We start from the raw sequence: 973 nt of genomic DNA, 5'->3' as shown, positions 1-973 counted from the left end.
GCTAGTCTCCAAATTTAGCTGTTTGACACACTAATTATGGCTCTGGCTTTAAGCTAACCCACGAAATTGGAGGCTAGCACCTCGTGGGGGTCATTATGTCTATAAGCTTCCAAGAGGAATCAAGTTGAACAACTATTTTGAATGCCCTTTTGTGGGTAAGTTATTGAAAGAACAAATTACGAACCCAAATATCATTGTGGGTGAACACAGTTACTATTCTGGTTATTATCATAATCATAGTTTCGATGATTGTGCTCGTTACTTGCTACCGGATAGAACTGATATTGATAAGTTAATTATCGGAAGTTACTGCTCAATTGGTTCTGGTGCGGTGTTTATGATGGCAGGGAATCAAGGGCATCAAAATAACTGGGTCAGTACATTTCCATTTTTCTATCAAGACAATGAAAATTTCGCGGATGCTAAAGATGGTTTTGAGCGTTCGGGTGACACGGTTATTGGTAATGATGTATGGATTGGCACTGAAGCCATGATTATGAGTGGTGTATCTGTCGGCGATGGTGCAATTATCGCAAGTCGTGCAGTCGTTACCAAAGATGTCGCTCCTTATTCAATAGTCGGCTCAAACCCAGCCAAACATATACGTTACAGGTTCACAGAGGCTGAGATATCTAAGTTGTTAGAAATGAAGTGGTGGGAATGGAGCGACGAACAAGTTAAGGGAGCTATGAGCTTAATGTGTTCTTCAAGTATCGATGGTCTTTATGATTATTGGAAAACGTTAGTACGCTTCTAACAAACAATTTAAGAGTGACTCCTAACGCTTGGCGAGTTCACTTCGATTTAAATTTTGTGTTTACGGCGCAATGGGTTAGCTCAGGTTTTATAGCGTTGTCGCACCTTAATTGGGCGTTAGTTGCTCTGTGGTGAATTAGCATTTTCGAGGTAGTAGAAATGGTTCAAACTTACGGTTCTGAAGAAACAAAAGCTTTCTGTTGTAACTGCAAAAAGG

The 973-nt window shown here is 40.4% G+C and carries 1 protein-coding gene; it reads left to right on the top strand.

Going from position 1 to position 973, the window contains the following annotated elements; translation table 11 throughout:
- Window positions 1-124: 124 nt before the first annotated feature.
- Entirely contained in the window at window positions 125-757 is a 633-nt protein-coding gene (gene catB / locus F0249_RS20020; protein ID WP_171757650.1) for a type B chloramphenicol O-acetyltransferase, read from the top strand.
- Window positions 758-973 lie beyond the last annotated feature (216 nt).

This window comes from Vibrio sp. 03-59-1, assembly GCF_013114135.1.
Taxonomy (GTDB): domain Bacteria; phylum Pseudomonadota; class Gammaproteobacteria; order Enterobacterales; family Vibrionaceae; genus Vibrio; species Vibrio cortegadensis.
Note: the sequence above shows the minus strand (reverse complement) of the source record. Positions and strands in the feature narration are given on the sequence as shown.